The sequence below is a fragment of the Microbacterium jejuense genome, assembly GCF_019511665.1.
Lineage (GTDB): Bacteria > Actinomycetota > Actinomycetes > Actinomycetales > Microbacteriaceae > Microbacterium > Microbacterium jejuense_A.
Genome location: NZ_JAEUAW010000003.1, coordinates 266,032 through 291,948 on the forward strand (window position 1 = coordinate 266,032; position 25,917 = coordinate 291,948).

Sequence of the window (25,917 nt, forward strand, 5' to 3'; positions counted from 1 at the left end):
AGGGTGGCCCGGAGAAAGCGAAGGAACAAGATCATCATGGCTTCATACGCGAACGTTCTCGAGGGCAAGGTTGCCATCATCACGGGCGCCAGTTCCGGCATCGGGCGCAGCACTGCCCGGGCGCTGGCTGATGCGGGAGCGAACGTCGTCCTGGTTGGGCGCGACACCACCCGGCTGGACACGCTCCGCGACGAGCTCAACGGGCAGGCGATCACGGTTCCAGTCGATGTCACGGCGGTTGGGGCGAGCATCAGCATCGTCGATGCCGCCATCGCCGAGTACGGCCGCATCGACATCGTCTTCGCCAACGCAGGTCTTTTTCTCCAGGGCAAGGTCGCCGAGGCCGATGAGGACTCCATCCGCCGCACCGTCGATGTCAACGTCACTGCTGCGGTGTCGCTTATCAGGACCGCACTTCCTCTCTTGCTCGAGCAGAACAGCGGCGACATTCTCCTTACGAGCTCGATCGCGGGACACCAGGAGCTTGCATCCGAGCCTGTGTACAGCGCATCGAAGCACGCGGCGCGGGCCTTCGCTCAAGCCCTTCGCCGACAGCTGGCCGGTACGGGTGTGCGCGTCGCCGAGGTCGCACCGGGAATCGTGCTGACCGACCTGTGGGGGTATCCGGAGGGTGACGACCGAGTCGCGGAACGGCTCGAGGCGGGGACCGGGATCCGAGCCGAGGACGTGGCGGACGCGATCCTGTACATGTTGACGCGACCGGCTCACGTGACGATTCGTGATCTCGTGATCCTTCCCACGAGCCAGAGCATCTGACCTGACTGTGTGTGACCGCGTCCTCGACGATCCCGGCTGATGCCGAGTTCGTCGAGGATGCAGTCACACCTGGGCTGCGCTATGGGGTAGCGCAGACTTCGGTTCGTGGAAGCGCGCCTAGCGCGTCACCGGCGGCGTCGTAAACGGAGACCTCCAGCGATACGCATGCCGGCGAGTACAGCTGCTCTGTGAAAGACTCGCGCCCCGGGCCACTGACGGTGTTGATGGGATCCGACTCTTCGACGGTCGCCGCGGGAAGGTCGCCCTGCTCTTTTCTGATGAGGGTCTTCGTGATGACCACGTCCGCCACGAAGCTTGACACCCACACCCACGAGGCAGCACAGTCGGTGCCTTTGCGGAGTTCGACTGTGGCGATGGGCGGCTGCGCCGAGTCACCGATGGGTGCGGAGAACACCGTGGCGTAGTTCGCCTTGCACTCGGATGAAGGGAATCGGCCGTCGAGCTCGGCTGCCAGCTCCTGCGCGGTCGGCTCTGCCGGGGGCGAGTAAGGCCATTCGTTTCGCTCACTCGCTACGCCGAGGAAGCTTCCAACCACACCGGAGACCGCTGCAACAACTAGAGCACCCGCCGCCGCAGCGGCGGGTTTCCACCACTTGCGGATCACGGTGCCAGCGGTGCCCGCCGCGCGTGGCTCCGTGACGGTGGCTGCATCGGCGCGTTCGACACCCGACGCCCCGGAGGGGCTGGATTGTTCTCCCTGGACGCGAGGTCCGCGGCGCGTGCCGACTCGTCGCTGCCTGTCGCGCTCGCGCCTGGCCATGGGTCCTCCGAGCAGATCGATCGATGTCATGAGCGTCGGCTTGACCTCACCAAGCCCGACAAGCGGCGAGGTGTCAGCTCGGCTCCTCGCCGGTCGCGATGAAGACAGTTCCGCTTGAGCCCACGCTAACGGTCGATTCGGAGGGGGTGATGAAGACAGATTGGCCTCGAGTGAGCGCCACCGAGCTGGCTCCTTGCCGGAGAGTGGCCCGACCCTCTACGACGAGCGCGATGGCGGCGCGACTCAGCTCGATCGTCGTGACTGTGTCCGCGTCAACGCGGATGAGCCGGAAATCATCGATGGGAACGGTGTAGTCGACGTAGCCGGACGGATCTCTTCGACCGTGGACGATCGGGGAGGGTAAGGGGCTGAACTGCACTACATCCAGGAACTCGTCGACATCGACATGCTTGGACGTCAATCCGCCCCTTAGCACGTTATCGCTCGACGCCATCACCTCCACGCCGAGGCCCTTCACGTAGGCGTGCACGTTTCCCGCGGGCAAGAAGAGCGCTTCGCCCTTACGAAGGATCGCAAAATTGAGCAATGAGGCCACCGCGACTCCCGGATCCCCCGGGTACTGCGCATCGAGGCGCTGCAGCAGGCGACCCTCGTTGTCCCATCTCCCGACGTCCCGGGAACTGGCTGCCTTCACCAATTCGGGTACCAGGCCCGCAGGGCGGTCCGTAAGTACCCACCGGACGGCGCCCTCAAGTCCGTCGCCTTTGAGCCGGGTGCGGAGGTGCGCGATGAGATCCTCACCGTCGGACAGCCGACTCAAGAAGTCGTCCGTCTGGTCGACGGGACGGAAGCCGCACAGACCCTCGAAGCCGTCGTGCAACGCAACGATCAGTTCCGGCTTGTGCCAGGGGTCCTTGTAGTTGCGCGACGGCGAATCGCGGGGAACACCACGGGACTCTTCCTCGGCGAAGGACGCTCTGGCCCGTTCCAGCGCCGGGTGGGCTTGCAGAGAGAGCGGTTGGTCGGCAGCGAGCAGCTTCAACAGGAACGGCAGTCGACTGCCGGAACCCAGCGCAGTGCCCGCCTGCTCCCTGATCCACTCGTTGAGCGTCTCCGGTTGAGCCTCGGTTCTGTCGACAAGACGCGTGATGCTATCTGGGTGGGCGCCGAGCCACAACTCGGCATGAGGTTCGCCATCGATGGGAGCGCCGAGAAGTTCGGGGATCGCGGTAGGCGACCCCCAGCGGTACTTCTTCGAGTCCGCGGAGATTCGTGTCAGCACGACCTGGTGCCTCCTTCAGACGGAGTGAAGCGTCATACCAAGGACGACGACTCGGGAGCAACGGGCGAGGCGAGCAGCAGCTGGCGTTCCTGGCGACGCGCGCGCTGTTCCGCTGGGTCTGGGACCGGGATCGCAGCGACCAGCTGACGGGTGTAGCCGTCGCGCGGGTGATGAAGGATCTGCCGGGTGTTGCCCTGCTCCGCGATCTTCCCGTCCTTCAGCACCACCACACGTTGCGCCAGTTGCTCGACGACCGACAGGTCATGACTGATGAACACGCACGAGAACTGCCGGCGCTCCTGTAGCTCGAGCAAAAGCTTGAGCACAGCTGCTTGCACGGACACATCCAGCGCCGACGTCGGTTCATCCGCGATCAGAAGATCCGGTTCCAGCGCCATCGCTCGGGCGATTCCGACTCGCTGGCGCTGCCCACCGGAGAGCTCATGCGGATATCGATGAGCGGCATCTTTCGGAAGGTGAACAGCATCGAGCAACTCTGCGACGATCCGGTCGAGCTCCCGCCTGCTCCGGGTGACGCGGTTCCACCGAAGCGGCGATGAGATCGTGTCCGCAAGAGTCGCTCGTGGGTTCAACGAGGACGACGGGTCCTGGAAGATGATCGCGGCGCGCCGGCGGAGCTCTTTGCGCTCCCGACGATGCTTCGTGCTGACGTCGATGCCGTCGATTTCGACCGTGCCCAAGGCCGGTTTGGTGAGGCCGATCGCCACCCTGCCGATGGTGCTCTTACCGGAGCCCGATTCACCGACGAGCCCCACCACCTCTCCACGGTCTACGTCGAAGCTCACGCCGTCGACGGCTCGGAACGGGGCCTGGCCGAACCGCCCTGGAAATTCGACGACGAGGTTCTCGATGTGAAGGACGGGGTGCTCGACAACTCGCTGCGGCTGCGTCCGGTAGCGCAGCTCGATCGGTGTCGTCGGCAGCTGCTCGACGGTTTCGCTGCGCCCCAGATGCGGCACGGCTGCGAGCAGCTTCCGGGTGTACTCCTCGCGAGGGGATGAGAAGAGGTCCTCGACCGGAGCCTCCTCGACGACGTGTCCCCCGTTCATGACGACGACGCGATTTGCCATGTCAGCGACCACACCCATGTCGTGGGTGATGAGCAGGATGGCCGTCCCTAGGCGTTCTTGCACGTCCAGCAGCAGATCCAGGATGACTGCTTGCGCCGTGACGTCCAGCGCTGTGGTTGCCTCGTCGGCGATCACCAGTTCGGGATCGTTGGCGATCGCCATGGCGATCATCGCCCTTTGCCGCTGCCCTCCAGAGAGCTGGTGGGGGAATTGACCCAGTCGACGCTCGGGATCGGGCATCTGGACTAGCTGGAGCAGATCGAGGCTGCGCGACTTGATCTCCTCCTTCGAGCGGCGGCCGTGGCTGTCGATGGCTTGGGCGAGCAGCCCACCGATCGTGTAGACGGGGTTGAGGGCCGTCATGGGCTCCTGGAACACCACGCCGATTCCGGCTCCGCGAATCTGTCGCATCCGCGCGGCGTCGGCGGCGAGGAGGTCTTCTCCGGCGAAGCGGATGGTGCCTGTGCGGCGCGCGTTGTCGGGGAGGAGATCGACGATCGACATCGCGGACACCGACTTGCCGGACCCCGACTCCCCGACGACGGCCAGCGTTTCTCCGGGATCGATGTGGAATGAGACGTCGTGTACGACCTCAGCGGTCCTTTTGCCGGCGCGGAAAGCTACCGACAGGTCACGCACTTCGAGCAGCGGCTCAGGCATGTGCATTCCTCCTTCGAGGGTCGAGCCATCGTCCAAGACCGTCGCTGAGCACACTGAAGGCAAGAATGATGACGACGACGGCGATGCTTGGGATCAGGATGCCGAGCGGGTCTGAGGCCATGTATCGCTGACCGTCGGCGATCATGAGCCCCATGGAGGGTGCGGGGGGCACCAGACCGAGGCCGAGGAAGCTAAGCCCGGACTCCAGCAGGATGGCGGCCGCCATGGTGAGAGAGGCCTGCACGATGAGTGGGGCGCTGATGTTGGGCAGCACCGTCCTCACCAGGATCGTGAGCGTAGGGGCGCCGTAGGCACGCGCGGCGTCGACGTACTCCGCTCGTCGCACGGTGAGGGTTTGCCCGTAGGCGATGCGCGCGAAGTTCATGGCGAATAGCACACCCATCGTGAACGTGAGCGTGGCTGGGCCTGGTCCGTAGATCGTCACGATGAGCAGGGCGAAGATGATCGGCGGGAAAGCGAGCAGGACATCCACGATGATCCTCATCGTCAACGTCTCTGCAACTGCACCGAAGTAGGCGCCGCTGATGCCGAGCGTCGTGCCGATCACCAGGGCGAGCAGTGTCGTCGCGAGCGCAACTGCGAGCTCGGTGCGGACGCCGGCCATCAATCTCGCGAGCGTGTCACGCCCGAACCCGTCGGTTCCGAGCAGGTGCCCGGGCGTGCCGAGGGGTGCGAAAGTGTTCGCTCCGTCCTGCGCGAGCGGGTCCGGGAGGATCACAGGAGCCGCGAGGGACAGCACGACTACCAGCAGAATGAAGCCCAGGGCAACCAGATGTATCGGCCGGAAGGCGTCGCGTACGCGCTGAAGCTTTCGGTTCATCGGCGTCTCGCTCTCGGGTCGAGGACGCCGTATAGGACGTCTACCAGGATGTTGACGAGGATGAAGAACGCTGCGGCCATGATCGCGACCCCTTGCACGATGGGGTAGTCGCGCTGCTCCACCGACCTGATCATGAGCTGACTCAGACCGGGGTAGGAGTAGACCTGTTCGACGAGGATCGTCGAGCCGAACATCAGCCCGATCTCCAGACCGACGATTGTGAGCACTGCGGTCAGCGAGTTGCGCAGAACATGACGGCCGTAGACGGAGTTGGGCGACATGCCCCATGAGCGGGCGGTACGCACCCAGTCCTGCTGAGCAGTCTCCACGAGCCCGGATCGCGTGATCGTGGCCACGATCGCGGCAAACGGCACGGCCAGCGTGATGCACGGCAGTATCAAGATCCGCAGATGGTCGGCCGGGTCTTCCCATCCGACATATCCGCCCGCCGGCAGCCAGCGCAACTGCAGTGCGATCGCGAAGACGAGCACGGTGCCCAGGACGTAGACCGGGATGGAGATGGCGAAGCTGCCCATCGCAGTGATGATCGTGCTCACGACGCCGCCGCGGCGCGCGGCGATGACCCCGAGGATGATCCCGACCGTCACGCCGATGAGCGTCGCCCCGAGCACCAGCTCCAGTGTCTTAGGCAGCCGTTCCAGGATGATCGGCGTCACATCGGTGCCGAACTGAAACGAGGTCCCGAAATCACCGCGAACCACTCCGGCCAGGTACCCGAAGTACTGCGCCCACAAGGGTTGGTCAAGACCGAGCTGCTCGCGGATCTGTGCGATCGCCTCCGGGGAGGCATCGCCTGACCCGCCACCAGAGGCGAGCAGAGCTGCGGGGTCGCCGGGCACCGTCCTGATGACGAAGAAGATGAGAGTGAGGCCGAGTAGCAATAGGCCCACGCCTGTTGCTACTCGACGAGCAAGATATCTGACCATGGTGGGTAGAAATCAGCCGCTCACGCTGAGGTACGGGATGGCGTTCTGCGAGAACAGGGAGAGGAACCCGGGGATGTTCTTGAACCCCTGAATGGTGTCCTTGTAGGCGTACCCGTTGTAGCGCTGTGTCAGATCGACGCGCGGCGGGTCGACTGCGACGATCTCGAAAGCTCGCTCGTACGCCGCTACGCGCTCCTCCTCCGTCTCTGCCGTTCGGCCGTCGATGAGCGCCTGCCGCAGCTCCTCGTTCTCGTAGTTGGTGCTGGTGTACGTCGCGTTGGCGAAGTACCAGGACTCGAGGTAGGAGGGGTCCGGGATGAGCCCGGCCCCACCGGTGGTCTTCACCTCGTAATCGCCGGCGGTCGCCTTCTGCACCCAGGTGGGCTGATCGCCGCTGTCGAGAGTGAGATTGATGCCGACCTTCTTGAGATCGTCCTGGACCGCGATGGCTGTGTCCTGGTGGTAGGGATACTGGCTCATCGTCAGGATGGTGGCGTCGAACCCGTCGGGGTACCCAGCCTCGGCGAGCAGCTCCTTCGCCTTTTCCGGATCATATGAGTACAGCGACTGCGACCGCTCGGTTGCGAACGGGCTGCCTTCCTGGAGCACGGGGCCGTAAACCGGGTCCGCCTGGCCTGCGTCGGCGGCGGAGGCGACGTGGTCGCGATCGACGGCGTAGGCGACGGCCTCACGGACAAGCGGGTTGGCGAAGGGGCCTTCGGCGGCGTTGAAGGTCAGCGCGATCAGGGGCGCCGGCTGGGCGTCCAGCACGATTCCGGGAGCCGACTCGAGTCGCTCGAAGTCCTGCGCGGCCGGGTAGTCGATCATGTCCACATCGCCGCTGAGGAGCGCGTTCGTGCGGGCCGTCGCGTCGGTGTAATACTCCAACTCGATGCGCTCCAATGTCACGCTCTCGGGGTCGTAGTAGTTCTCGTTCGGAACGAGCTCCATCCCAACACCCTGAGTCTGGTCCTCGATGACGAACGGCCCCGCGCCGACCGTGACCGTGGCGTCCGCGCTGAGCTCGTCCTCCTTGACGATGAATGCCGTCGGATTGGCGACGTACGACAGGAAGTCGGGGTCGTTCTCCTTCAGAGTCACCGTGAGGCTCGAGTCGCCGTCGGTCGTGATCGTGTCGATCCGAGACATCCCGGCCACGGTGTACGCGGCGTTGGCGGGATTCGCCAGGAATTCGAACGTGCGTTTGACGTCTTCCGCCGTCAATGGAGTGCCGTCGCTGAAGGTCAGGTCAGGTCGAAGAGTGAACGTGTAGGTCGAGTTGTTCACCTGCTCGTAGGATTCCGCGAGGGCGGTCTCGATTTCGCCCTCCTCGTTCCAACGCAACAGGCCCTGCATGAGAAGGGCGTCCATCAAATATCCGATGGAGTTCTGGTTGAGGCCGGCTTTGATCGGCTGGGGCTCGCCGGAGATTCCGTAGGTGAGGACCTGCGGAACATCCTCGCCCGAGCCCGCGTCTCCCGCTCCGCATGCTGCAAGCGAGACAACACCCGCCAGCAGCATCCCGGCTGCGGCGAAACGTCGGGGCCGTACTCCCCGGCCGGCGGAATGACCTGATGTGTGCATAGCGACGTTGCCCTTCACTGTGTTGTGGTCTGCGCATCCTCATGGAGGCCGCGCGGACCAGGTGTCTTCTCTCGCCCGTGTTTCCCGTTGCTGCTGCGAGTTACGTCGGGTTGCTTTGCGCCGCGGGTTCCAGGTTGTCTGATGATAGCTCAGCATATCCGACAACACAACTGCAGCGGACCCGTTGAGAGGCTCATCATCGTTTGTGCGACGGGAACTTGTACCAACTCACGGGGGTAGATCCAGCGGAGTTGGAGCCCGCCAGGACGTATACCCGTCCAACTTGTCCGACATTCTGGGCGAGATGTCTGGCACAATGACCGCATCACCCATACGAGGAGGTCATGATGAAGGACGCGGTTGACGGCGCAGGACGGCAGCCCACCACGGGCGCGGTACCGGCAGCTGAAGCCATGACGGGTCTACGCGTCGCCGTCGTCGGCGACAACACGATCGACCGCTTCCTCGGCGAAGATCCTCACGATCTCATCGGAGGCAACGCTGTCAACGTCGCCGTGCAGCTTGCTCGCGCCGGTCACGAGGTGGCCTATTACGGTGCCGTCGGCCCCGATGACGACGGCCGACGAGTTCGCGACGCCCTCGTCGCACAAGGTGTCGACGTTCATGGGCTCGTCACTCAAGACGGCGTCACCGCCGTCACCGAGATCGTGCGTTCGGCTTCCGGGGAACGCCATTTCGCTCGTGAAGACTTCGGCGTGACCGCCCACTACGTCCCCGAGACGGCCCATCTGGACGAGATCGCCGAGTTCGCTTGGGTGCATATCGGGATGCAGCCGGAGTCTGCTCAGGTGCGGGCTAGGCTTCTCGAAAGGTCGCCGGAGCTGCACCTCAGCCAAGACAGCAGCGTCTCCCCCGGGCATAACGACATGTACGTCAGCTTCCTGTCGGGTGGGGAAGATGCCGACGCCGACTCTCTGGCCGACGAGATCCTTGAGGCGGGAGCTCAGATCGCGATCGTCACCCTCGGCTCGGCCGGCGCCTATGCAAGAGAGCGCGGCGGTGCGCCGCAGCGGGTCGCCGCACTCCCTGTCGACGTCGTTGACACCACCGGCGCGGGGGACAGCTTCATTGCCGGCTTCATCAGCGCGCACCTCGCTGGGGCGGACTTGCGCGCCAGCATGGAGAGAGGCGCCCAGTTCGCTGCCCGCACCTGTTCGCACGTAGGTGGGTGGCCGCAAACCTGATATTTCAGCAGATCACGGTATCGTATTGGTTGTCTGATTTTTCCACAGACGACCGGACAACCTCGATAGGAAGCAAACATGACCAAGGTGGCGGGTGCGAGGTCCAAGGGCTCGATGACGAGTCAGGTGCAGGATCTCCTTCTGCGGCTGATCAAGGACGAGCTGAAGCCAGGCGACCAACTGCCTTCTGAGCCCGAGCTGTCGGTGCGTTACTCGGTCTCGAGGTCGACGATTCGTGAGGTCCTCAAGCTACTGGAGCAGGACGGCCTGGTGTACGCCGTGCAGGGGCGCGGCCGGTTCGTGTCGGTGCTGGGAGCGTTCAGCGTGGAGCGACCAATCACGCGCTACGAATCGATGACCGACATGCTCAGCAGCCTGGGATACGACATCACGACCGTCGTCTTGGATGTTCGCGAAGTCGGAGCTCCCCCGCGAGTCGCTCAGCTGCTCGATCTGAATGAAGGCGACCCCGTCATCCAGTTGAGCAGGCTGCGGCTGAACGGCGACGAACCGATCGTTTTCAATTTCAACATGGTGCGCAGAGATGCCCTGCCCGGACCGCTGACCTACCGGGACTGGGGATCATCACTGACCGCTGCGCTCAAGGCACACGGCCATGTGATCGAGACATCGGCAGCGAGGATCAGCGCAACCAACCTCCCCGCCGAGTACAGCGAAAGGTACAACCTCGGGGGCCTCGACCCCTGGTTGGCGATCGAGGAAAGCTGCATCACCCGGGACGGCGTCCGAGTCCTGTACGCATGCGACTACCACCGTGGCGACCTGATCGGGTTCAACGTTCTACGACGCGGATGAATGCGCGCAGTTTCGTTGCGCGCATTCATCCGCATGGCCGGCTACGACGGTCAATACCGCTCCAGGCGGAACGGCTCCGACGCGCGGTCCACGCCGTTGACCACCAGGTTGGTTACGGACTGTCCGGTCTTGGGGGCGAGCATCATGCCCAGCATGTTGTGACCCGACGCGATGATGAGGTCTTCCTGTCCCGGCACCTTGCCGATGATGGGGAGGCCGTCTGGGGTCATCGGTCGTGACCCGACCCAGTGGTCGCTGGTGGCGTTCCAGTCCCACCCGGAGTTGAGGAAGGGTCGTGCGCTGCGAATGATGGCGTCGACTCTTCCCTGGTTGTAGCGCGGGTTGTGGCCGTCAAACTCCATCGTTCCCGCGATGTGGATGCTGTCGCCGTGCGGGGTCACCCCGACGTGCGCTTCCTCGAGCTTGAGCAGGTGCTTTGTCTGGCCGCCGCCGCGCACGCGGAGGCTGTATCCCTTGCCGGGGTAGATCGGCAGGCGGTGCCGCTTCGTGATGAGCTTCAGCAGCGCCGGCGTGCCGACACCGGCGGCCAGGACGAGTTGGCGCACCCGCGAGGTTCCGTGAGGACCTTCGATGACGTACTCGCCATTCTGACGAGTGATCCGCTCGATCATGAACGGAGCGTTGATGCGGCCCCCACGGCGAACCACGCTCTCCCCCAGTCGCAGGCAGTACGCTCCGGGATCGACAAACGTGTGGCCCTTGACGATGAACCCGTCCGTGGCTGCCTCGCCCAATGCCGGCTCAAGCCGGTGCAACTCCTCGCGGCCGATGAGATCCGAGGTCTCGACATCGAAGCGCGATAGGGTCGTAGACCGACTCGCAGCAGCCTTGCTCGTTGAGCTGAGGACGTGGAGGTAGTCGATCGCAGTGGGGCGATCGATGTCGCCGGCATCGGCCATTTCCTCCATCGCCGCCTGAGTGCCCCGGGCGTACTCCACAAAGATATTCTTGCCGCGTTCGAAGCTGCGCTTGTTGCAGTAGAGCGCGAAGCGGATCATGAAGTTGAGGCTCGCTAGAGCGCCCGCGGGGTGCACGTAAAGCGACGAGTCGGGAGACAGCATGCTGCGCAACCCGGTCTGCACAACGCCCGGGCCTTGCAGCGGGGCGATCTCCTTCTCCGAGATCTGCCCGGAGTTGCGTTCCGAGACACCGGCCGCGACACGGTGGGAATCGAAAACCTCCACACTCAGACCGGCCTTGGTGAGGTAGTGCGCTGCGGACAGCCCGATCGCGCCGGCACCGATGATTCCTACGTCCGTTGTCATGATTCCTCTGCGTTGAGATGTGTCCCGCGAATTGTCCGGCCAGGAAGACTTGCGCCCTGTCAGGCGGGGAAGTTGGACTGTGCGCTGTAGCCGAAGTCTGCGACCAGCGGGTGCGCGTTGATCGTGCGGGTCACCGGTGAGATCAGGAGAGTCAGGTACCTGGCGATATCCTCGGGCGAGTGCACCGGGTACCCGATGCCCGCGTACCCGCCCTCGGGGATGCCGAGCGCGCCCCGTGACTGAGGCGTGTCGACCACGCTAGGACAGACGCAGTTCACTCGAATCCCGTCGGGCCGCAGATCGACGGCCAGCGCCTTGGTGAGCATCAGCACCGCAGCCTTCGTCGCCTCGTAGGCGGCGTTGAGCGGTGCAGCGAACAGCGCCGAGTCCGATGCGACAATCGAGATCGCCGGCTCCCTCGAAGAGGCACGCAGGGCGGGAAGAGCGTACTTGACGGGCAGCCACTGACCTCGCACGTTCACACCGAACTCACGATCCCACTGTGAGGCGTCAATCTCGTCGACGGCCTTGCCGAAGAGCGTGGAAATACCAGCGCACAGCACCAAGTAGTCGAGGCCGCCCAGCGCATATGCGACCTGCGCCATCGCGCGCTCAACTGAGCCCTCGTCGGAGACGTCCACCTGGATGGCGACGGCCGACCCACCGGCATCGTTGATCTCTGCCGCTACAGATTCGGCCGCCGGGAGGTCGCGGTCTAAGAGACCAACCGCTACACCCTCACCTGCAAGGTAATGAGCCGTCGCTCGACCGATCCCGGAAGCTGCTCCCGTGACCGCAGCGATGCCGCCAGCAAGCTGAAGATCCATTTATGCGCTCCTGTTCTCTTCCGTGGGGTACGCGGACAGGCCCTGTTCCGTGACGTAACCGAGCCGAACATCGCGTTCGATGAGCTCCTGAGGGCGCTCCTCCGGCGCTCCGTACCCGCCGCCGCCGGGGCTGTAGAGCGTCAACGTGTCGCCGTACTCGAGATCGATCGTCGGCCCCGTGGCGGGCAGCTCGTACTCGCGATCCGTCCCCTCGTTCACGACCCATCGGCTTGTGGCGCCGGGTTTCCCGCCGAGCAGGCCCTGGGCGGGGATGGTGAAGCGCTGAGATGTGTGAGAGACCTTGACGTCGTAGCCAAGAGCCTTCCACTTCACGATCGTGCCGAGTCCGCCGCGGTGCTTTCCCGCGCCCCCCGAGTCGGGGCGGAGCGAGCGCTGAAGATAGAGAACGGGTGCGGCGATTTCCATGCCCTCGATGCTCGGGGTGGCAACATTGGTCATCCAGCTCGCCATCGCGCTGAGGCCATCGCCGCCGGCGCTCGCCCCGAGGCCTCCAACGCTGGGGCCCTGGTTGAGCCACAGGTGCCGGCCGGTGGCGTCGCCGCCGGTGGGGTGGGTCTCACGGTTGATGGCTGTGCCGTTCATGTAGACCAGTCCGCAGGACTCCGCGTTCACCACGTCCGGAAGGGCTGGCGCGAGCGCCTGGAAGATCATGTCGACGATGCGGTGGGTCAGCGCCATCCGCTGGTATACGGCACGCGGCGGTCGAGGATTCACCAGGGAGCCCTCCGGTGCAGTGATCCGGATCTGGCTGTTCGGTCCCTCGTTCTTCGGAATGTCCGCCGGCATCAGCGCGAGCAGACCGAACAGGGTCGCCGAGATCGTCGCCGACATCGGGCAGTTCTGCGGACCGGGCATGGCCGGGTCGGTGCCGGTGAAGTCGAAGTGGACCTCGTCGCCGGTCACCTCGACAGCGAGCCGGATGGTGAATGGTCCACCCATCGAACCGTCTTCGAGGATCTGCGACTCCGCGGTGTAACGGCCGTCGGGAATGCGGGCGATCTGGTTCTTCGTCCGCTCGCGCGCGTAGTCGATCTGCGCCTCGATTGCCTCCTGCAGCACGTCCCAGCTGTACTTTTCGATGAGGGACAGCAGTCCCTGCGCCCCTACACGGGCGCCCGCGACCTGAGCGAGGATGTCGCCGCGCTGCTCGTACGGCTGGTTCGTGTTAGCGAGGATCATCTTGAACAGCTGTTCGTCGAGCTCCCCGCGACGATACAGCTTGATCGGCGGGATACGCAGGCCCTCGTCGAAGATCGTCTCGTGCCACCCCTCGGGGTCTCGGCCGCCCGCCCCGGCCAGGTGCGCAAAGATCGTCGAGAACGCGATCAGCTGACCATTGTGGAAGATCGGGTAGTACACGATGAAGTCGGACGTGTGATGCGCTCCCGTGCTGCCACCGACGTAGGGGTCGTTGGTGAGGATGACATCGCCCTCCTCAAGGGACTCGACCGGGAAGTGCTCCTTGAGCATCGCCTTCAGGCATGGGCCCAGGGCGTTCAGGTGCACCGGGATGTTGGCGCCCTCGGCCATAAGTCGTCCCTGGGCGTCGAAGAGCGACGACGAGCAGTCCTTGCCCTCCTTGAGGATGACCGACAGGCTGGTGCGCTCCATCGTGTCCGTCATCTGTTCGGACAGCGACTCCAGGGCGCTTCGGATTACTTCGGTTGTGATGACGTCAATCATTTTGCGGCAGCTCCCTTATCGCGACGTCGATGTACGCAGGCTGGACTTCTCGGACACGATGCGGAGAGAACCGTCCGCGAGCACGGTGCACTGGTCGCCAGGCAGGCCCACGGTCGTGCTTCCCTGCTCCTGTACGATGAACGGTCCTTCGAAAGTGTCGTCCGGACGCAGCTCGGTTCGGGTGTAGATCGGCGTCTTGTACCACTCGCCGAAGTAGGCGTCTCGATAGGTCGGCTCCGGCCGACCCTCCCGGGGCGCGTCCGCCGGCGCGAAGGTGATCTTCGGGGTGCGGCGCACCGTCGTGGTACGGGCCATGACAACCTGGACGGGATTGCTGCGGTCCGCGTGACCGTATCGTTCTTCGTGTGTCTGGTGGAACGCCTCGATGAGACGCTCAGGATGGTACTCACCGTCGAACTCGATCGTCAGATCGTAGGCCTGTCCCAGGTAGCGCAAGTCGAGGGATCGCAGGTGCTCGAGATCCGAACCCGACGTCCCCTCCGACAGCGCAGCGGTTCCGCGTTCCTCGAGCGAGATGAAGGTCTCGAGCAGATCTGCGGCCGCCACCTCCTCGACGAGCTGGTTCAGCGGCCACATCTCGTCGTGACGCTGGTCGGTCAACAGCAGTCCTCGGGCCGAGACGTTCCCAGGGTTGGTCGGGACGATGAGTTCGGACACTTCCAGCTCGTGAGCGAGCGGCGCTCCGATGAGGCCACCGGCGCCCCCGAATGAGACCATCGCCAGATCTCTCGGGTCGAACCCTCGAGCCACGGTCATCCGTCGGATCGCCCGGAGGCTCGCAGCGGCAGCGAGGCGGACGATTCCGTACGCGGCCTCGTGCTCGCTCAAACCGAGCGGCCCAGCGACGACCCGATTGATCGCTTCGCTGGCCAGATCGCGGCGCAGCTGCGTAGCTCCGCCAAGAAGGCCATCAGGAGAGAGGTAGCCCAGGACCAGCGCCGCGTCCGTCGTGGTCGGTTCGGTGCCGCCCTTTCCATAGCACGCGGGCCCTGGGTCGGCGCCGGCGCTGTGGGGACCGACGCGCAGCGCGCCGCCATCGTCTACCCACGCTACCGAGCCACCGCCGGCGCCGATGGGATCGACCTCGATTGTGGACTGCGAGACAGGATTGCCGTGCAGATCGCCGGTCTGCGTCTCCCGGGGTCGTCCCTCGTTCACGACCGCGACGTCGGTGCTCGTGCCGCCCATGTCCAGCGTGACTGCCGTGAGGTTGCCGAGCTGCTGGCACAGGTCGGCGCCGGCGATGACGCCCGCCACCGGGCCGGAGTTCATCACGCGGACCGGTGTGGCCGCCGCCGCAGCGAGTGTCATCACGCCACCGTTACCTTGCATCGTGTAGATGGGACAGGTGATGCCGATCTCTCGCAGCTGCTCCTCGAGGTACTCGAAGTGCTCCTTCAAGCGCGGCTTGACGAATGCGTCGACTGCCGCGGTGGACGCTCGCTCATACTCTCCGGTCGAAGCGGTGAGGTCGGAGCTCAGGGACACGGAGATGTCGGGTCGGACCCGCTGGAAGATGTCCCGGACAGCCCGCTCGTGGCCGGGGAATTGGTTGGCGTGCAGGAAGCACACCGCGACGGACTCGATGTCGCCCAGCTGTACGGCGATGGCCTCCACCTCGGCCTCATCCAGGGGCGTCACGACGTCTCCTCGGAAGTTGACGCGCTCTGTGACCTCCCTGACGTTGTCGCGGGAGACGATGGGGGTCGGCGGCTTCCAGCGGGTGTCGTAGATGTTGCCGAAGCGATAGGCGCGCGCGAACTCGAGCACGTCACCGAACCCAGCTGTCGTCAGCAGCGCTGTCTTTGTCGATCCGCCCTGCAGGATTCGGTTAACCGACACCGTTGTCCCGTAGACCATCAGATCCAGCGACTCGGCCGGAACGTTCGCTTTCGCGAGGATCTGCTTGGCGCCGTTGATGACTCCATCGCTGGGGACGGCGGGCGTCGACGGAACTTTGTCCACCCACACCGTCCCTGAGACGTCATCGACCAGCACGAGGTCGGTGTGTGTGCCGCCTGTATCGACTCCGAGCCGATATCCCACGATTTACTCCATTCATCTTTGGATGTTGATCAAACCTAGGCCGCGTGGACGGCTCAGGTGCACAGTCGGGTGCTGTGTACTAGTAGGTGCCAGAGGAGATCAGTAGGAGACGCGCTTGTAGTACCGGCGCGTCGTGAGCGGGTGATCCCGGACCACCTCAAGGTGTGCGCTCAGCCGCTCCAGTGCTGCTGCAAGGACGACAGGCGCGACGAGAGCGCGCGTCTCGGCCGACACACCGGGCAGCTCGAAGTCCCGCGAGTCAATGACGCGCAGCTTCGAGGAGAAGCGCGGGACGAACGCCTCGACGCGGTCCTCCAGGGCTCGACCACCGTCCTCGCCCTTCAGCAAGAGCACACTGACGTTGTCCTCCACAAGTTCGAGCGTGCCGTGGAAGAAGTCGGAGGCGTGCACCGGACGAGTCCACACCCACTGCATCTCCTCCAGGATGCACATGCCGTAGTACCAGGCCTCGAACCAAGTGTTACCGGCAGAGGTGATGATGTGGTTCTGCTCGTCCTTGATCTCCTCTGCGAGGGCGGCCGCGCGATCCTCGAAAGACCGCTTCACCTCCACCAGCGCGTTGGGGAGCAGTTGGATCTCAGCGAGCGTCGTATCCCAGTCCGGGCTCTCGCCGCGGTAGTCGATGATCGCCAGCGCCACGAAGAGCGTCTGCAGCAGGAAGTTCTCGCTGGAGGTGTCGTCAGCGGTCTCGTTGAAGAAGCTCACGTCTGCGAGCGTCGCGAGCGGCGTCTCGGCGGTACCTACGAGGGTAAGAGTCCGCGCGCCCTTGGCGCGGGCGTACTCAAGGGCTGCGATCGCTTCCTTCGTCGTGCCGGAGACCGACGTGAACACGACGAGCGACTCGGGACCGAGATTGACGTTGCCGTTCTCGATGAGCTCGGCCGCTCTCGGGGCGTAAACCGGGAAGGTGGAACGCTCCTGCAGCAGCTTGACTGCCGGCAGGCTCAGGAAGGCCACTCCCCCGGCACTGGCGAAGAAGACGTTCTGGACACCGTCCGCGAGTGCAGCGTGTACCGCCGAGCGAATCTCGCCCGCCAGGGCCACAGCGCCCGTCTGGACATCAATGTGATGGAGCTCGGAGATGTTGAGCATTGCAATCCGATCTATTTGGAACTTGTCGGACAACAATAACAGATGTCCGGCACTAGATGCATAGCCCTCCGTCAAGAATCTTGCCTCCGACCTCCCAGCTCGACCGCTGCCGGCCCATCCCCAACGTCAGCCCCATGCAGGCACCGCGGTTGGTGGTGGTGTCGCAGAGCTGCGTGTTCGGGTCATTGGTCAGATGGCCGCCTCAAGCGCAGCAACGGCGATCGCGAGGGCATGCGCATCCGTTTCGCGGAAGCGTGCATCCCTGCTTCGCGGCTCCCCGGCTCCGCGGCCTGCGTTCGCCATTGCAGCTTTCGTCACCGCGGGCACGTAGCCGGGGCGCGCCGAGCGCAGAGATGCAAGGGGTTGAAGGTGAGACGCGACCCAATCGCCCGCCTCGCGCAGACTCCCTTCAGCGATGAGGCGTTGGAGCGCCGCTATTGCAGTGGGAGCGACGTTGGCGGCAGTCGAGGTGAACCCATCCGCGCCCTGAGCTGCGAACCCGGGAGCGACGTCGTCCCCACCGCCGCAGTACCACGCTGCAACGCCCGGAAGTTGAGATCGAAGATCCCCCCACGCGCGCAAGTCAGGCGTTCCCCACTTCAGAACGAGATTGCCATAGCGCTGTGAGACTGTCTGCAGTCCTGCAACTGTGAATCTGCCGCCGTCATGGTCCACAACGACCCCCAAGTTCGACCCCCTGGCATTCTCTGCCAGCAGGTCCGCAAGTCCGGCGTCAGCATCCGAATCAGGCGTGGGATCGGCGAAACAGAGCAGAGCATCCGCTCCGGCTGCGGCGAGCTCATTGACCATCCGAGTGGACTCCGGGCGAGCATAGATTCCCGCAATCAAAGCGCATTGCCCGCCGATACTGGGGGCTGCGGCTGCGACCATGTCGACGATCTCACCATCAGTGAGGGCTGCAAGCTCGCCGGCGCCGCCAGCTACCACTAGGCCCGTGAAGCCGTTGCCCGCGGCATCACTGCCGAGCGCCTTCAGGCGCTCCAAATCTGGGACTCCACTCGGACTGAACGGAGACACCGCCATCATCAGAACCCCGCCCGCGGTGAGGTTCATTCGGTCAATCCTTCTCGAGCCGAACGGGATAGATCGATGCTTCTCCTTGCGCTCATGCCTCCACGTTATCCGCCATCACGCTCTTGTCGGACACACAGAGCAGACATCAGACATGCAATATCGGCGTCGGCTCACGTTGAGTGACCATCAAAGACAGGTACTTCGAGAAGTAGCCACATGGCGGCGCCGATGTTCATGTGATCGACGCGAGCAACGGTCCCCGTTTCGAGACATACACGATTGAGGGTCAACGGGGATCTGGGACGGTGCAAGTGAACGGAGCCTCTGCCCGTCTCGTGCACACGGATGAGGGGACGTGACATCGTCATTGTGATGTCGTACGCGCAGTGCGACCACGACGAGCTCGAGGCGCACTCCCCCTCACCGTCGAAGTCTCGACCGCCCCGGAGGATGGTCGACCGCATCGTGCGACAACCCTGAAGCCCGAGTGAGTTGCCTAAGCAGGCATGATCGGGCGGGCGGTGCGACCGGGTACGACGGAGCCTCTGAGGGATACGAATCGGTCGTTCTCGGAGCGTCCCTCAAGTCGGTCGACGAGGAGATCGACGGCGGTGCGGCCTATCTCCTCCTGCGGGATGCGGAAGGTGGTCAGCCCCAGGAACGGGGATGCGAGTGGCCCATACCCGTCATACCCGGTTACCGAATACCGCGTCAGCGCTGATGATCCCTCGACGCGCAGTACTTCGAGTAGATCCATGGCCGCTGGGTCGGTCGGGCACATGATCGCGGTGGCGTCGAGGTTCCTGAGGTGCTGGCTTACGACTTCTGCAGTGGCCAGGTCGGTGCCGGCGGTAAGCACGATCGGGTCGGCACCGTTGGCCCGGATCTCATCGATCATCGCGGCGCCTCTCGTGTAGTAGCGCTGCGAGTACTGAGGGTCCACAAGCACGACGGCGATCTGACGGTGGCCGAGATCGAGCAGGTGGCGAACGAGTGCCCTTCCACCGTCGGAGTCATCGCAGGCAACGCTGCTGATGCCGGGCGTAATCTCCTGCCGACCGGCTACAACCAGCGGAACCCGGTCGAGGAACTTCTTGAACTTAGAAGTAGGGAGCCGGGCGGGCGCGACGATGATGCCATCGACCTGCAGCGAGATGAGGTTCTTGATCTCGTGAAGTGCTTCTTCTACTTCCAGTTGGCCAGCGTTTGTGGTTGCCACAATCCGGTAGCCGCGCTCTTCGGCCTGTGATTGCATCGCGGCTTGCAGAAACGCGTAGTACGGCTTGCGGACGTCGCGCAGCACCACACCCAGCGTCTTTGTCCGGGAGCTGACCAGGTTCCGCGCCATCACGTTGGCGACATACCCCAGTCGGTCAGCGGCCTCCACGATCTTCCGGCGGGTCTCTGGGTGCACCTCGCCCTGTCCGGAGAGCGCCCGAGAGACTGCCGACTTGGATACACCGGCGTAGGCCGCGATGTCGACGATCGTCGGTGTCCGCGTCCGTGCCATGACCATCCTTTCGGTGAGCGTGTCGTGCAAAAACTACAGGACGACGTGTGGAGGCACGGCGGAAGAGGCCTTGACGGATTCGGCCAGGCCCGTCAGGAAGGCGCGCAACTCGCCGGGGCCTTCGTAGACGTGACCCGCGATTCCGAGAGCTGCCGCACCAGCGATGTTCTCGGCTCTGTTGTCGATGAAGACAATGTCGGCTGGCGGGACGCCTACACGTTCGATGAGTTCGTGGTAGATGGCCGGTTCTGGTTTGAGTAGGCCGAGTTCGCCGCTGACCACGACTTCTTCGAAGAAGTCGCCGAGCATTCCATGACGGTAGTACGACGTGAAATCGAGGCCGGCGTTGGAGAGCAGAGCCATGCGAGTGCCGCCGCGTTGCAGATCGATGAGGACGGCGAGGGTGCCTTCTTCGATCGCCAGCCAGCTTCTGAAGTCCCGCAACCAAAGCTCGTGGTGCTGGGCGGTATCCCACTGCGCACCAAGGTCGTGTTCGATTCGGCGCCAGTACTCCTTGGGCCCGATGGTCCCCTGGTCCAGCGCAAATCGATGCAGCCAGTAGATATTCCAGAACCGCTCGGGTTCGTCCTGGGCGCCAGCGACGCGAAGGATCTCGGCCCGATCTGCCGTAGAGGGCTCGATGGAGATGACCTCGCCGTAGTCGAAGGCGATGATCTTGCCCGGGATGCTGATGCTCATGAATTTCCGTTCGATAGGGAAGATGAGGAGAAGGGTCAGTCTTCGGATTCGACCGGCCACCATCGCGTGGCGATGACTTTCGGGTCGAGGCTCATCCGTTGGAGTGCTGCCTCCAAGCCGGCGGTCGCCGAGTCCTCGCTGGATACCCCTGCGACCACCCGCATCTGCGAGGACTTTCCCTGCCGGATATCGAGCGAGCGCAGCGTCAACTCTGGTCGGTCGATGGATTGCAGGACGAGCGCACGCACGCGCGGCTCGTTCTTTTCTGTGGTGGTCACTTCGAAGATGTAGTCGCTCGAGCCAGGCTCGTCTTCGAGGGCCGCAGCCGCGATCCGGTCATTGCCGGTACGACGGTTGACGAATCTGCTGAAGGGCCGAAGCAGCGTGTTCGTGGCGATGATCGCTCCCGCGCCGATCAGAGCCATCAGTTCCATTCCAGCTCCGGCGAGTGAGCCGATGGCGGCGGCGCACCACAAAGTGGCGGCCGTGGTGAGACCCCGGATGTTGAGTCCATCGCGAAGGATGACACCCGCGCCCAGGAATCCGATACCCGACACGACCTGCGCAGCCACTCGTGTCGGGTCCGTCATCGGACCATCGCCGAGGCCGACCGCCCCGACAACGACGAACAGTGCCGAGCCGACCGCAACCAGTGCGTTCGTACGGATGCCGGCGGTCCGCAGACGCCATTGCCGCTCGAGCCCGATCGCCGCGCCCAACCCAATCGCAATGAGCACGCGGATGGTCAGATCCAGCAGGAGCAAACCGTCAATCATGGTGGGCGTCCTTTCCGGAGGTCAAGGCGGCACGCGCCACGGCGGTACGAGCCGGGAACGCTCCCGGTAAACGGTAGCTGGACGATGAGCAAACACGCAACGACAAACATGGGAGAAAGTCCGCGACACGGTCTCTAGACCTGATTGATCACCCTTGTAGTCCCCACAAGTACTCTGCTAACGTCATCGGCGAACGCCGGGAACGCTCCCGGTTTTTCTGCTCGCAGCAGAGTAGTACCCGTCGTTTGCATCAAGGGAGAACACAATGACAGGAACGATTCAGCGACGGGGGGCGGGTTTCGCCGCCGTTGTCGCTTCCGTGGCGCTCGTGACCGGCTGTGCCGCAGGAGCAGCGACGCCCGACGCCAGTGGTGAGCCGGATGACGGCACAACGCTGACGATGTGGGCGCGAAACACAAGCAACAATCTCGCGCAGCTCATCGTGGACGAGTACAACGCCACCCACGAGAATCAGATCGACCTCACGATCATCCCGAACGAGTCGATCCAGCAGAAAGTCGCCGCGGCAGCGGCCTCGGGAGGGCTGCCGGACATCCTCGCGTCCGACGTCGTCTACTCTCCCAACTACACCCAGCAGGGTCTATATCTCGACATCACCGGCCGCTTGGAAGCGCTGCCGTTCTACGACGAGCTGGGCAAGGCGCACATCGACGCGGCCACGTTCGAGGACAGGAACTACGGAGCGCCCTTCATCGTCGACAGTTCGCTCATCCTCTACAACAAGACCCTCTTCGAACAGGCCGGCCTCGATCCCGAAGCACCCCCAACCGACTTCGACGAAATCCTCGAGTACTCGCGCGCGATCCGCCAGGACGTGGGCGGCGACGTATACGGCTTCTACTTCGGGGGGAACTGCCCGGGCTGCAACGCGTACACCATGTTCGGTTACCTCGCCGCGGCCGGAGACCTGCCGTTCCTCGACGACGGGGCGACCGCCAACTTCGACACTCCGGCGATGCAGGAAACACTCGATCTGTACAAGCAGCTGTGGGACGAAGGACTGGTAGCGCCTTCCGCCGAGACAGAGGATGGCGTGAACTGGAACACACTGTTCAACGAAGGCAAGGTCGGGATCCTCCCGCGAGGAACCGGGAACTTCGTCAACTTGAAGGATGCCCCTTTCGAGTGGGGCGTTGCACCCCTTCCCGCGCCCGACGGCAGCAGCACGTCCGGTTTCATCGGTGGCGATGTCGTCGGTGTAACGAGCACTTCCGAGCACCCCGAGCAGGCCTGGAACTTCATCGAGTGGTCACTCAGCGAAGAAAACCAGGTCGACGTTGTCGCCCAGAACGGAAGCCTGCCCTCCCGCGTTGACCTCGCGAACAACGAGTACAGCTCCGCTGACCCCCGACTCGTGCAGGCCATCGAGGGCCAGGTCAACGGATACACGCCCGCCACGCCCGGTTACGGCAACGCGATCAACAACCCCAATGGCCCCTGGCTGAAGATGATCCGCGATTACATCTTCAGTGACAACGCCGATGCTATCCGCGAGGGGCAAGACGCTATCCAAGCGGCCATCGACGAAACCCAATAATCGCCCCGGGGAGGAGGGGCTTCGCGCGGCCCCTCCTCCCCGAGCTCTTCTCCACAACCAGAGACGACCCGACCAATGACAAACACCCGATACGGGATCTTCCTCCGCCCCGACCCCGCGACCTGCTGGGCGGTCACCCAGATCACCCTTGCGCTCAAGCAGCAGTTCGGGATCGTGGCAGCCGCAGCGTTCGCCCCTCACGCGACGTTGATCGGCAACCTGCAGATCGACACACCACTCGAGAACCTGGTGACCACGCTCACTCCGATCTTTGAACGCACACGGCCGATTCAGGTCTTCAACCACGGTGTCCACCGGTCCGGCCGGTCCATCCGATACGACATCAATCGTGACGAAACCGGTGAGCATGACAATGCTCCGCTTCAAGCCATGGCGGAAGCAGTCCGTACGGCGGTTCTTCCGCTGCACGTCCGCCACGATGACTTCCTCGCCCCGAATGTGCAGGAGTACCGGTTCGCAGCACACCTGACGCTTGCCGGTTTCGACCTGGACGTCGAGCCGCGACTAACCGAAGAGGTCCATGACTACATCGCGGGGCTTCCGATCGTGGCGCCATCCTCGTTCACTCTTCACTGGCTCAGCCTGTTCGAATTCCACGCGGACTGGCGCGGGGAATGGTGGCGCGCAATGACGTCCCGCCACATCCACTCCTGGGAGGTGTGCGAATGACCGCCGCTACAGCCGCCCCCACCGTCGCCACAGACCCCGCGAAGAGGCGATCGACACAACGCACCGGCTGGCAGTATGTCGGCCAGCTGTTCGTGCTGCCCCTCGCGATCATCGTGATCGTCCTGTTCCTGGCGCCGCTGGCAATCCTGTTCTTCATGTCCACCCAAAGCTGGCCGCTCCTGGGGCGTCCCACGTCGAACGGGATCGACAACTTCGTTGCAATCGCCGACAACCAACTCTTCCTCGGTGCGATCGCTTTCACGCTGGTCTACACCGTTCTCACCACGATCCTCATCTTCGGGGTCTCCTTCATCCTCGTCGCCATCTCGAACACGCCACGCCGCGGTTCAAAGTTCTACCGCACCGCGTTCTTCCTGCCATACGTCGTCGGCACCGCCGCCGCAGCACTGATCTGGTTGGCCGCAGTCAACGACACGAATGGCATCGCCAACCACCTCCTCGAGGTGCTCGGGTTCACCGATGGGCCATGGGGATTCCTCAGCACTCCCGAGAAGGCGCTGTTGACCACACTCACTCTGGTGGTGTGGAAGTTCATCGGCTTCCAGGTCATCGTGCTGCTGGTCGGCCTGCAGTCCGTCCCGGCTGAGCTCTACGAGGCAGCGCGGATGGACGGAGCCAGAGCCTGGCAACGCCTGAGGTACATCACCCTGCCGTTCCTGCGGCCCACCCTTGGTCTGCTGCTCATCCTCTCAATAACTGGCTCGCTGCTCGCATTCGATCAGTTCCAGGTGCTCACCAAGGGCGGCCCCGACCGCAGCACCGTCACCCTGGTGATGGCGATCTACGACACCGCCTTCCGGCAGTTCAGCCTCGGCAACGCCGCGGCGCTGTCCATCGTCCTGTTGATCGCGCTGGTCGTGCTCAACGGCATCCAGATGCTCGTGCTGCGGCGAAAGGAAGACTGATGACCGCGCTCACCGCACCGCACCAGCGTCACCGGGTCGGACGCGCCGTCACCGGTACCGGCTACCACCTGTTCAGTGGAACCCTCGCGCTGGCATTCCTCGTCCCCATCGTGTGGGTCACCCTCAACTCGTTCAAGACGACACGCGAAGCCAACCAAAGCCCGCCAACCTGGATCCCCCAAGAGTGGTCTCTCGAGAACTACTCCAAACTGGCCGACTACGGCAGCGGTATCGGCGTCTACGTCTGGAACAGCCTCGTACTGTCGCTCCTCGTCGTAGCGGGAACCGTCGTTGTCACCGTCCTGGCCGGCTACGGCTTCGCCCGGTACAAGTTCCGGGGGAAGAGCCTCCTGTTCGGAGCGACACTGCTCATCCTCATGGTCCCGTACGCAACGATCCTCATCCCCCTGTTCATGGTGATGAGCTGGCTGGGGCTGACAAACACGATCATCGGCCTCGCACTAGTCCAGATCATGTTCCATCTCCCCTTCGGCGTCTTCCTCATGCGCAACAGCTTCGAGAGCATCCCGAAAGAACTCGAGGAAGCCGCACTCGTCGACGGCTGCGGCACCCTCCAGGCGTTCTGGCACATCTCCCTCCCCTTGGTCACGCCGGGCATCGTCACCGTGGCCCTGTTCGGGTTCATCGCCTCCTGGAACGAGTTCCTCGCACCTCTGATCTTCCTCAGCGGCGAGAACTCCTACACACTGCCGATCATGCTCGTGAATCTCAGCAGCGGACAGTACGGCGAAGTGGACTATGGGGCCCTGCAGGCTGGTGTCGTCATCGCGATCGTCCCCGTGCTGCTGCTCTACCTGTTCCTGCAGCGCTACTACGTATCCGGGCTCGTCAACGGCGCACTTCGCGGCTAAGCAACTGGAGGACTCATGAGAAACGACATCCGCTACGGCATCTTCCTCCGCCCCGACCCCGCCACGTGCTGGGCGGTCACCCAGACCACGCTCGCGTTGAAGCAGCAGTACGGGTTCGTGGCAGCCGCGGCGTTCGCCCCTCACGCCACCCTGATCGGCAACTTCCAATCGTCAGTATCGGAGGCTGAGCTGATCACTACCCTCGACCGCGTGTTCGCCGGAGTACGCCCCTACCCGGTGTACAACTCCGGCATCGAACGAGCGCCGCGCGGCAACTACTGGTACGACGTCAACCTCGATGCCGCCGGCGCGGAACCGAACCAACCACTGAATGAAATCGCCGCCCGCGTGAAGAGCGCCCTGCTGCCGCTCCACGTGCCTCACAACGATCGGTTCGCACCAAACGTCGCGGACTACACCTTCGCCGGCCACATCGGGTTGGCCAGCTTCGAGCTGATCGTCGACCCAAGACTCTCCGTTGAAGTCGGCGGATACCTCGCTGAACTTCCCATCAGCGCGCCATCATCCTTCGAAGCCCGCTGGTACAGCCTCTTCCAGTTCCGGGCCGACTGGCAGGGACCATGGTGGGAGAACATGCCCTGGCGTCACGTGAAATCTTGGCGGGCCGAGGAGGTTAGCGCAGGCAGCGGCGACGCTCCTCGGGCGACTGCATGATCACGAGAAGGATCGGTGGGGTTCCCGCTGGGTCCGTCATTCCGGCAGCCATCGCAACGCCGCCGGGCAGCGCTCGACAAGGACGGCTGCAGCCGAGGACGCTCGAGTGCACTCCGAAGGCCGCGAGATCTCACCCGCTTCCTCGGGACTGTGCGGGATACGTCGCCTCCTGTCGGACACGAAGCGATGCCATCGGACACGTCATATCGGCGTCGGCTCACTTCCAGTGACCGA

At 64.0% G+C, this 25,917-nt stretch carries 24 protein-coding genes; 9 read left to right on the forward strand and 15 right to left on the reverse strand.

Annotation, left to right across the window (positions count from 1 at the left end; genetic code table 11):
• Positions 1-36 precede the first annotated feature (36 nt).
• Positions 37-777: an SDR family oxidoreductase gene (locus JNB62_RS05120; protein ID WP_220299778.1), complete on the forward strand. Its 741-nt coding sequence runs from the start codon at positions 37-39 to the stop codon at positions 775-777.
• A gap of 79 nt (positions 778-856) precedes the next feature.
• Here JNB62_RS05120 and JNB62_RS05125 read toward each other — a convergent pair whose 3' ends face one another.
• Genes JNB62_RS05125 through JNB62_RS05150 form a run of 6 tightly spaced genes read right to left on the reverse strand, consistent with a single transcriptional unit; the run spans position 857 to position 7,861 of the window.
• Positions 857-1,588 carry a hypothetical protein gene (locus JNB62_RS05125; RefSeq protein WP_220299779.1) on the reverse strand — a complete coding sequence of 244 codons (732 nt, stop codon included), beginning with the start codon at positions 1,586-1,588 and terminating at the stop codon, positions 857-859.
• A gap of 43 nt (positions 1,589-1,631) precedes the next feature.
• Positions 1,632-2,801, reverse strand: a complete 1,170-nt coding sequence (manA, locus tag JNB62_RS05130) for a mannose-6-phosphate isomerase, class I (protein WP_220299780.1) — start codon at positions 2,799-2,801, stop codon at positions 1,632-1,634.
• A 32-nt stretch (positions 2,802-2,833) separates the two neighbouring features.
• Positions 2,834-4,552 carry an ABC transporter ATP-binding protein gene (locus JNB62_RS05135; RefSeq protein ID WP_223230948.1) on the reverse strand — a complete coding sequence of 573 codons (1,719 nt, stop codon included), beginning with the start codon at positions 4,550-4,552 and terminating at the stop codon, positions 2,834-2,836.
• Entirely contained in the window at positions 4,545-5,393 is an 849-nt protein-coding gene (locus JNB62_RS05140; RefSeq protein WP_220299782.1) for an ABC transporter permease, read from the reverse strand. The genes JNB62_RS05135 and JNB62_RS05140 overlap by 8 nt, the downstream gene beginning before the upstream one ends.
• Positions 5,390-6,340 carry an ABC transporter permease gene (locus JNB62_RS05145; RefSeq protein WP_223230949.1) on the reverse strand — a complete coding sequence of 317 codons (951 nt, stop codon included), beginning with the start codon at positions 6,338-6,340 and terminating at the stop codon, positions 5,390-5,392. The genes JNB62_RS05140 and JNB62_RS05145 overlap by 4 nt, the downstream gene beginning before the upstream one ends.
• A 12-nt stretch (positions 6,341-6,352) precedes the next feature.
• Positions 6,353-7,861 (reverse strand): ABC transporter substrate-binding protein, encoded by a 1,509-nt coding sequence (locus JNB62_RS05150; RefSeq protein WP_220299784.1) that lies wholly within the window; start codon positions 7,859-7,861, stop codon positions 6,353-6,355.
• A gap of 407 nt (positions 7,862-8,268) precedes the next feature.
• Between JNB62_RS05150 and JNB62_RS05155 the strand changes: the two genes are divergently transcribed.
• Entirely contained in the window at positions 8,269-9,129 is an 861-nt protein-coding gene (locus JNB62_RS05155) for a PfkB family carbohydrate kinase (RefSeq protein WP_220299785.1), read from the forward strand.
• 78 nt (positions 9,130-9,207) lie between these two features.
• On the forward strand, positions 9,208-9,945 hold the full coding sequence (locus JNB62_RS05160) for a GntR family transcriptional regulator (RefSeq protein ID WP_220299786.1): 738 nt from the start codon (positions 9,208-9,210) through the stop codon (positions 9,943-9,945).
• A 50-nt stretch (positions 9,946-9,995) separates the two neighbouring features.
• Here the strand turns inward: JNB62_RS05160 and JNB62_RS05165 are convergent, their stop codons facing one another.
• From JNB62_RS05165 to JNB62_RS05190, 6 genes are all read right to left on the reverse strand, one after another.
• Positions 9,996-11,231 carry an NAD(P)/FAD-dependent oxidoreductase gene (locus tag JNB62_RS05165; RefSeq protein WP_220299787.1) on the reverse strand — a complete coding sequence of 412 codons (1,236 nt, stop codon included), beginning with the start codon at positions 11,229-11,231 and terminating at the stop codon, positions 9,996-9,998.
• A gap of 59 nt (positions 11,232-11,290) precedes the next feature.
• Positions 11,291-12,058: an SDR family NAD(P)-dependent oxidoreductase gene (locus JNB62_RS05170; protein WP_220299788.1), complete on the reverse strand. Its 768-nt coding sequence runs from the start codon at positions 12,056-12,058 to the stop codon at positions 11,291-11,293.
• Positions 12,059-13,762 (reverse strand): hydantoinase B/oxoprolinase family protein, encoded by a 1,704-nt coding sequence (locus JNB62_RS05175; RefSeq protein ID WP_220299789.1) that lies wholly within the window; start codon positions 13,760-13,762, stop codon positions 12,059-12,061. It lies immediately after the preceding gene.
• Positions 13,763-13,777: 15 nt separating this feature from the next.
• Entirely contained in the window at positions 13,778-15,829 is a 2,052-nt protein-coding gene (locus JNB62_RS05180) for a hydantoinase/oxoprolinase family protein (protein ID WP_220299790.1), read from the reverse strand.
• 99 nt (positions 15,830-15,928) lie between these two features.
• Complete coding sequence (locus JNB62_RS05185) at positions 15,929-16,942, reverse strand: SIS domain-containing protein (RefSeq protein WP_220299791.1); 1,014 nt, start codon at positions 16,940-16,942, stop codon at positions 15,929-15,931.
• 189 nt (positions 16,943-17,131) lie between these two features.
• Positions 17,132-18,016, reverse strand: coding sequence for a dihydrodipicolinate synthase family protein (locus JNB62_RS05190; RefSeq protein ID WP_220299792.1), 885 nt, complete (start codon positions 18,014-18,016; stop codon positions 17,132-17,134).
• 197 nt (positions 18,017-18,213) lie between these two features.
• Here JNB62_RS05190 and JNB62_RS19655 point away from each other — a divergent pair, with 197 nt between their 5' ends.
• Positions 18,214-18,336 (forward strand): aspartate 1-decarboxylase, encoded by a 123-nt coding sequence (locus JNB62_RS19655; RefSeq protein ID WP_220299793.1) that lies wholly within the window; start codon positions 18,214-18,216, stop codon positions 18,334-18,336.
• Between the two features lie 137 nt (positions 18,337-18,473).
• Here the strand turns inward: JNB62_RS19655 and JNB62_RS05200 are convergent, their stop codons facing one another.
• From JNB62_RS05200 to JNB62_RS05210, 3 genes are read right to left on the reverse strand one after another with little or no spacing between them, the layout of a single operon-like run.
• Positions 18,474-19,487, reverse strand: coding sequence for a LacI family DNA-binding transcriptional regulator (locus JNB62_RS05200; RefSeq protein ID WP_220299794.1), 1,014 nt, complete (start codon positions 19,485-19,487; stop codon positions 18,474-18,476).
• 33 nt (positions 19,488-19,520) lie between these two features.
• Entirely contained in the window at positions 19,521-20,186 is a 666-nt protein-coding gene (locus JNB62_RS05205) for an HAD-IA family hydrolase (RefSeq protein WP_220299795.1), read from the reverse strand.
• Between the two features lie 35 nt (positions 20,187-20,221).
• A complete protein-coding gene (locus JNB62_RS05210) occupies positions 20,222-20,962 on the reverse strand; it encodes an MgtC/SapB family protein (RefSeq protein WP_220299796.1) in 741 nt (246 codons plus the stop codon).
• Positions 20,963-21,227: 265 nt separating this feature from the next.
• On the opposite strand from JNB62_RS05210, the gene JNB62_RS05215 reads away from it, so the two are divergent.
• From JNB62_RS05215 to JNB62_RS05235, 5 genes are all read left to right on the forward strand, one after another.
• Positions 21,228-22,520 carry an ABC transporter substrate-binding protein gene (locus JNB62_RS05215; RefSeq protein WP_220299797.1) on the forward strand — a complete coding sequence of 431 codons (1,293 nt, stop codon included), beginning with the start codon at positions 21,228-21,230 and terminating at the stop codon, positions 22,518-22,520.
• Positions 22,521-22,595: 75 nt separating this feature from the next.
• A complete protein-coding gene (locus JNB62_RS05220; RefSeq protein WP_220299798.1) occupies positions 22,596-23,210 on the forward strand; it encodes a hypothetical protein in 615 nt (204 codons plus the stop codon).
• Positions 23,207-24,136, forward strand: a complete 930-nt coding sequence (locus JNB62_RS05225; protein ID WP_220299799.1) for a carbohydrate ABC transporter permease — start codon at positions 23,207-23,209, stop codon at positions 24,134-24,136. The genes JNB62_RS05220 and JNB62_RS05225 overlap by 4 nt, the downstream gene beginning before the upstream one ends.
• On the forward strand, positions 24,136-25,008 hold the full coding sequence (locus tag JNB62_RS05230; RefSeq protein WP_220299800.1) for a carbohydrate ABC transporter permease: 873 nt from the start codon (positions 24,136-24,138) through the stop codon (positions 25,006-25,008). The genes JNB62_RS05225 and JNB62_RS05230 overlap by 1 nt, the downstream gene beginning before the upstream one ends.
• A 15-nt stretch (positions 25,009-25,023) precedes the next feature.
• Positions 25,024-25,683, forward strand: coding sequence for a hypothetical protein (locus JNB62_RS05235; RefSeq protein ID WP_220299801.1), 660 nt, complete (start codon positions 25,024-25,026; stop codon positions 25,681-25,683).
• Positions 25,684-25,917: the final 234 nt, after the last annotated feature.

Bases quoted from the DNA above. Each gene is read 5' to 3' on its own strand.
- JNB62_RS05125 (WP_220299779.1), bottom strand. From the start codon at position 1,588: ATGACATCGATCGATCTGCTCGGAGGACCCATGGCCAGGCGCGAGCGC.
- JNB62_RS05230 (WP_220299800.1), top strand. From the start codon at position 24,136: ATGACCGCGCTCACCGCACCGCACCAGCGTCACCGGGTCGGACGCGCC.
- JNB62_RS05215 (WP_220299797.1), top strand. From the start codon at position 21,228: ATGACAGGAACGATTCAGCGACGGGGGGCGGGTTTCGCCGCCGTTGTC.
- JNB62_RS05220 (WP_220299798.1), top strand. From the start codon at position 22,596: ATGACAAACACCCGATACGGGATCTTCCTCCGCCCCGACCCCGCGACC.
- JNB62_RS05170 (WP_220299788.1), bottom strand. From the start codon at position 12,058: ATGGATCTTCAGCTTGCTGGCGGCATCGCTGCGGTCACGGGAGCAGCT.
- JNB62_RS05165 (WP_220299787.1), bottom strand. From the start codon at position 11,231: ATGACAACGGACGTAGGAATCATCGGTGCCGGCGCGATCGGGCTGTCC.
- JNB62_RS05135 (WP_223230948.1), bottom strand. From the start codon at position 4,552: ATGCCTGAGCCGCTGCTCGAAGTGCGTGACCTGTCGGTAGCTTTCCGC.
- JNB62_RS05160 (WP_220299786.1), top strand. From the start codon at position 9,208: ATGACCAAGGTGGCGGGTGCGAGGTCCAAGGGCTCGATGACGAGTCAG.
- JNB62_RS05155 (WP_220299785.1), top strand. From the start codon at position 8,269: ATGATGAAGGACGCGGTTGACGGCGCAGGACGGCAGCCCACCACGGGC.
- JNB62_RS05120 (WP_220299778.1), top strand. From the start codon at position 37: ATGGCTTCATACGCGAACGTTCTCGAGGGCAAGGTTGCCATCATCACG.
- JNB62_RS05200 (WP_220299794.1), bottom strand. From the start codon at position 19,487: ATGGCACGGACGCGGACACCGACGATCGTCGACATCGCGGCCTACGCC.
- JNB62_RS05190 (WP_220299792.1), bottom strand. From the start codon at position 18,016: ATGAACCTCACCGCGGGCGGGGTTCTGATGATGGCGGTGTCTCCGTTC.
- JNB62_RS05225 (WP_220299799.1), top strand. From the start codon at position 23,207: ATGACCGCCGCTACAGCCGCCCCCACCGTCGCCACAGACCCCGCGAAG.
- JNB62_RS05140 (WP_220299782.1), bottom strand. From the start codon at position 5,393: ATGAACCGAAAGCTTCAGCGCGTACGCGACGCCTTCCGGCCGATACAT.
- JNB62_RS05145 (WP_223230949.1), bottom strand. From the start codon at position 6,340: ATGGTCAGATATCTTGCTCGTCGAGTAGCAACAGGCGTGGGCCTATTG.
- JNB62_RS05210 (WP_220299796.1), bottom strand. From the start codon at position 20,962: ATGATTGACGGTTTGCTCCTGCTGGATCTGACCATCCGCGTGCTCATT.
- JNB62_RS05175 (WP_220299789.1), bottom strand. From the start codon at position 13,762: ATGATTGACGTCATCACAACCGAAGTAATCCGAAGCGCCCTGGAGTCG.
- JNB62_RS05205 (WP_220299795.1), bottom strand. From the start codon at position 20,186: ATGAGCATCAGCATCCCGGGCAAGATCATCGCCTTCGACTACGGCGAG.
- JNB62_RS05235 (WP_220299801.1), top strand. From the start codon at position 25,024: ATGAGAAACGACATCCGCTACGGCATCTTCCTCCGCCCCGACCCCGCC.
- JNB62_RS05185 (WP_220299791.1), bottom strand. From the start codon at position 16,942: ATGCTCAACATCTCCGAGCTCCATCACATTGATGTCCAGACGGGCGCT.
- JNB62_RS05150 (WP_220299784.1), bottom strand. From the start codon at position 7,861: ATGCTGCTGGCGGGTGTTGTCTCGCTTGCAGCATGCGGAGCGGGAGAC.